At 40.3% G+C, this 5,329-nt stretch carries 5 protein-coding genes and 1 pseudogene; 2 read left to right on the forward strand and 4 right to left on the reverse strand.

Annotated features, from left to right (window positions below; translation table 11 throughout):
- The 4 genes and pseudogenes from WBM49_RS13720 to recA all read right to left on the reverse strand — a co-directional run.
- On the reverse strand, positions 1–1,249 hold a 1,249-nt coding region (locus tag WBM49_RS13720), incomplete at its 3' end, for a hypothetical protein (protein WP_424372612.1).
- A gap of 10 nt (positions 1,250–1,259) precedes the next feature.
- A pseudogene (locus tag WBM49_RS13725) lies at positions 1,260–1,790 on the reverse strand (RNA polymerase sigma factor).
- A 40-nt stretch (positions 1,791–1,830) separates the two neighbouring features.
- Positions 1,831–2,250, reverse strand: coding sequence for a hypothetical protein (locus WBM49_RS13730; protein ID WP_424372613.1), 420 nt, complete (start codon positions 2,248–2,250; stop codon positions 1,831–1,833).
- Between the two features lie 67 nt (positions 2,251–2,317).
- Positions 2,318–3,325 (reverse strand): recombinase RecA, encoded by a 1,008-nt coding sequence (gene recA, locus WBM49_RS13735; RefSeq protein WP_424372614.1) that lies wholly within the window; start codon positions 3,323–3,325, stop codon positions 2,318–2,320.
- Between the two features lie 269 nt (positions 3,326–3,594).
- Here recA and WBM49_RS13740 point away from each other — a divergent pair, with 269 nt between their 5' ends.
- Together WBM49_RS13740 and ricT are read left to right on the forward strand one after the other, a co-directional pair.
- A complete protein-coding gene (locus WBM49_RS13740; protein ID WP_424372615.1) occupies positions 3,595–4,638 on the forward strand; it encodes a rhodanese-related sulfurtransferase in 1,044 nt (347 codons plus the stop codon).
- A 115-nt stretch (positions 4,639–4,753) separates the two neighbouring features.
- Positions 4,754–5,329: regulatory iron-sulfur-containing complex subunit RicT (gene ricT, locus WBM49_RS13745; protein WP_424372616.1), on the forward strand; the 576-nt coding region annotated here is incomplete at its 3' end.

Below are 5,329 nucleotides of genomic sequence, written 5' to 3' on the forward strand. Positions count from 1 at the left end.
AGCTAACGCCTCCAATGACATTGACACCTAATTTTTTATCGAGAATTTGGTAGGTGAGTTCTAAAGGAACTTCAAGGTATCCAAATTCCTGTATCATCTTTCCATTTAGAGAAGGATCGGGTCCTGAGACATCTATCGCATTCTCTGAAGCTATCTTTCCACTTCTTGTATTACTCCGCACTACCAGGTTTCTGGAGCTTAGGGAGTAGTCTATATTGTCTATAATGCCATTAGTAGCAGCATTTAGGGAAGAGGAAAAGGAAACATCTCTGGTATCATAACCAAAATCAACTTTGTGAACCCCGGAACGTACCTTTAATCTCTTACTTAAGTTATAGGAAAGGGCGAGACCATAACTCAAATTGACATTTCCTGACTTGGCATTGTTTTTAAAACTAGAATGGATAGGTGATCCTTGTGATAAGGAACTAAAAAATACAGGCGCTACCCGCGGTCCAACGGCCCATTTATTTTTTGAAACCTCTTCCTCCGGCTCAATTTCCTGAGCGGCAATAGCATCAAAAATAGAAGTCTTATCCTCATTAATTACTTCTTTTTCGGGTGTGGAGTCCTTCTTATTTTGAGTTGAAATCTCTGATCGGGCTATTGAATTTGAAGGGGGATCTAAAGGTATTACCACAGTATTTTCTGTACTATTTCCACTCCTTTCTACCGCTGATGATTCCTCGTTCTGAGCAATGACCTGCTTTGTTCCCGGGATAACCACGTTCTCTTTATCCTTGATTTTATCAAAATTTTGCCCTTTCTGTTTTGCTTTAGCTGCAGTGGTCAGGTAGGTTTCCTTTACTTTGGGTGTCTCCGCCTCAGTGCTCTGTTTGTCTAGAGATTCGTTCGCATACTCCTTATTCGCAGTTCCACGCTGGGTCGATTTTTCTTCGGATGCCTCAATCAAAGTGTTCTCCCCTTTTGTACCCTCCAACTTCTCTACTTCAGGATTACTAGCAGGATTGTTGTATGTGTTAAATGGTTCCTCAATGCTTGTTGCATTTGGCACCCTGGTAATGATCTCTTTGCCATTGGGAAGATCTTGTGGCGATCTAATGAGGAAGAAGGCAATTACAAGTACGGCAGCCACACCACCCAGTCTCCACCAAATGGGGATAAAACGCCGTTTTTTGCGCTTTTTGTCTAGTGAAGCCGCAATGTGGTCCCAGACATGTTCCTCTGGCAATTGGCTATAATCCCGGAGTTTCTCCTGGAATATTTTTTCTATATTCTTTTTTTTCATGCCCATTGAATTAAGCAATGTTGATATGTTCTTTTTTTAATTTCTCCTGCAAGATCTTTTTTGCTCTGGACAGATTAGATTTAGAAGTGCCCTGAGAGGTTCCCAGGAGTTCACTAATTTGTTTATGTGTATATCCATCCAACACATATAAATTGAAAGTGAGACGATATTTGGCAGGAAGTTCCTGCACATACTGCAATAGTGTTGAAAGTTGTATATCCGGATATTCATAATCCACATCCTGCTCCTCTTCCAAATTATCTGTCACCAGATTTAAATACTGTTCCTTGCGATATTTTTGAAGTACGGTATTAACTGTGATTCTTTTGATCCAACCCTCAAATGAGCCTTTAAACTTAAATTGCTCAATTTTGTCAAAAATTGTCAAAAAGCTGTCATGCAGATTGTCTTCTGCTTATGTCTTGTTGCGGGAATATTTAAGGCATAAGCCAAAAAGCACGCTGGCATATTTTCGATAAAGCTGCTCTTGTGCCTTTCTATCTCCCTTTTTACAATGTTGAATGAGCTTTTCTAGACTCACAATGTTGGTTAGATTTCGTTCTTTATTCTTATAAAGATCATCAATTTACGGGCACTTCTATGTCAATGTACTGATCTATCCCATTTTCATCTTCACCATTCCAAAACCTAAAAAGATAGGTTCCTTCATAGAGAACGATGAAATTAAAGGATGTTTCTAGTTCCTCCACGGCCTGCGTACAGGTATCTTCATAGAATTCGGAGCCTATGGCCACTACGTTACGGGTAGTAGTTGCCGCGTCAGTAATATCAAATCCTTCAAAGAAAAAGCAGCCACTGGGGCGTACATAGGTAACCCGGATCTCATAGGTCTCGTTAAGAGTGAAGGATTCCGGGAGGTCTGCACTGACGATCTGTAAGGCCACAAATCGAAAATTAGCCTGGTCATCTTCAAACTTGCACGATTGAAAGATCAATGCAAGAAAACACAGAAGAATAGGTATGGATCTCTTAAAGCTCATCTCAATATTGTTTCCCTTAAGATGAAAATAAAAAGGAAGGGTTGCTTTTGCAGCAAGAATGAAAAGGCTATTTCTTAAGGGCGCCGATAGCGTCCTTTATTTTACCTTCCAATTCCTCGGATAATTCAGGATTGTCTTGCAGTAGTACTTTTACAGCATCTCTTCCCTGCCCAAGCTTGGTATCTCCATAACTAAACCAGGAACCGCTCTTTTTGATGATTTCAAATTCTACGCCTAGGTCCAGAATTTCTCCTATTTTAGAAATTCCTTCTCCGTACATAATATCGAATTCGGCCATTTTAAATGGAGGAGCAACTTTGTTCTTCACTACTTTTACACGGGTTTTATTTCCCTGAACCGCCCCGTCAGTATCTTTAATCTGGGTAGATCTTCTGATATCTAACCGGACAGAGGCATAAAATTTTAAGGCATTCCCACCCGTAGTTGTTTCCGGGTTTCCAAACATGATCCCGATCTTTTCCCGAAGTTGATTTATGAATATTACGGTGCAATGGGTCCTGCTGATAGAGGCCGTAAGTTTTCTAAGGGCCTGAGACATTAAACGGGCATGTAGCCCCATTTTAGAATCTCCCATTTCCCCTTCGATCTCACTTTTTGGCGTTAAGGCAGCCACAGAATCTATAACGACTATATCTATAGCACCAGAACGGATTAGGTTATCGGCAATTTCTAGTGCCTGCTCTCCGTGATCGGGTTGTGAAATTATTAAATTGTCTATATCCACCCCTAACTTCTGTGCGTAGAATCTGTCAAAGGCGTGTTCTGCATCTATAAAGGCAGCAATACCTCCATTTTTTTGAGCCTCTGCCATCGCATGCAGGGTAAGGGTAGTTTTACCAGAAGATTCCGGACCATAAATCTCAATCACCCTTCCTCTTGGATAACCTCCAACGCCTAAAGCAATATCTAATCCCAATGATCCCGAAGGAATCACCTCTACATCGGCCACTACCGTATCCCCCATCTTCATCACAGCCCCTTTTCCATAGGTTTTATCCAATTTATCGAGGGTTAATTTCAGGGCTTTCAACTTTGCTTCTTTCTCACTGCTCATGTCTTCTGTTTCTTTATTTTAAGGGTGACTAAATTACCACTTCTTTTTGCATAACACAAGCAGCCAAAGCAACCTTTTTACAATTACTTCATCTAAAATAAAAACATTTTTAATTGTTGTTCACTTTTCTGGTAAACCCTCTATGGAAAAGAAAATTTCCTTAAAGTGATCAGTAGAAGCCCTGTATTTCAGGGCTTTTTTTATTTAAAAACTATTTAAAAACTGTACTTTTGTACTCTAATTTTCATTCAACTTAATAGAGGTATAGCATGCAACTGTACAATACATTAAGTGCGAAAGAAAGGGAGGCTCTTATTGAAGAGGCCGGGAAAGAGCGCCTCACCATCTCCTTTTATAAATACGCACACATTGGGAATACAAAGATCTTCCGGAACCATCTTTTTCTGGAATGGGACGCGCTAGAGGTCCTTGGCAGAATCTACATAGCACATGAGGGGATCAACGCACAACTTTCGGTTCCGGCAGAGAATTTCGAACTTTTTAAGGCGCAGCTAGACAGTATTTCATTTCTGAAGGATGTTCGTTTGAACATTGCTATTGAACAAGACAATAAATCCTTTCTAAAACTTAAAGTAAAGGTCCGAAAGAAGATCGTTGCAGACGGCCTCAATGATAAAACCTTTGACGTTACCAATAAAGGCATCCATGTAGGGGCCGAATCGTTTAATGAACTCATTGAGGATCCGGACACTATTTTGGTGGATATGCGAAATCATTATGAAAGTGAGATCGGACATTTTAAAAATGCAATTACCCCAGACGTAGACACCTTCAGGGACTCCTTAGATGTTATAGAGAAAGAGCTTTCTGAATTCAAAGAAGACAAAAAACTGGTGATGTATTGTACCGGAGGAATCCGCTGTGAAAAGGCCAGCGCCTATTACAAGCATAAAGGCTTTAAAAAGGTGTACCAGCTAGAAGGAGGAATTATAGATTATGCAAGGCAGGTAAAATCCAAAGGCCTGGAGAATAAATTCCTGGGGAAAAACTTTGTTTTTGACCACCGACGGGGAGAACGTATTACTGATCATGTTATTGCCCAGTGTCATCAGTGCGGAGAACCCTGTGATTCCCATGTTAATTGCGCCAATGAAGCCTGTCATTTATTGTTTATCCAATGTGACGCCTGTGCGGAGAAAATGAACCAATGTTGTTCAGATCAATGTAAAGAAATACATGCCCTTCCTGAGGAAGATCAGAAAAAACTACGTAAAGGGAAGTCAGACAGCAACAAGATCTTCAAAAAGGGCAGATCAGAAGTCCTTACCTATAAAAAGACCCCTTCGTACTAGGAGTTTTGCATTTTTAGTTCACGTTAAAAAAGTAGTATCTTTACCTCTAAGAATTTTTCATGAACGCTTTTTGGTCAAAAAAAGGTATTTTTTGTCCAAATCAAGATAAAGATATATGGGTTGTAACAGTTGTTCAACCGGAAAGGATGGACAGCCAAAAGGATGCAAGAACAATGGCACTTGCGGCACAGATGGTTGTAATAAATTAACGGTATTTGATTGGCTTTCAAATATGTCACTTCCAAATGGTGAGACACCATTTGATTGTGTGGAAGTGCGGTTTAAAAATAGCAGAAAGGAATTTTACAGAGCGGGAGAAGGCCTTTCCTTATCTATAGGGGATCTGGTCTCTACACAAGCTAAATCTGGCCATGACGTAGGGATGGTAACCTTGACAGGGGAGTTGGTCCGCATTCAAATGAAAAAGAAAAAGGTGGCTTTTGATGACGAAGAACTACCTAAAGTATACCGAAAAGCTACTCAGAATGATATTGACAAATGGCAAAAGTGTCGGGATAAAGAAGACGAGATAAAAAAACGAGCCAGAGAAATGGCGATCATTTTGCGTTTGCAAATGAAGATCTCAGACGTTGAATTCCAGGGTGACGGTTCCAAAGCAACTTTTTACTACACTGCAGAAGATCGGATAGATTTCAGACAATTGATCAAAGATATGGCCAAAGCATTTGGC

The organism is Muriicola sp., assembly GCF_049669965.1.
In the GTDB taxonomy this organism is placed as follows: Bacteria; Bacteroidota; Bacteroidia; order Flavobacteriales; family Flavobacteriaceae; genus Muriicola.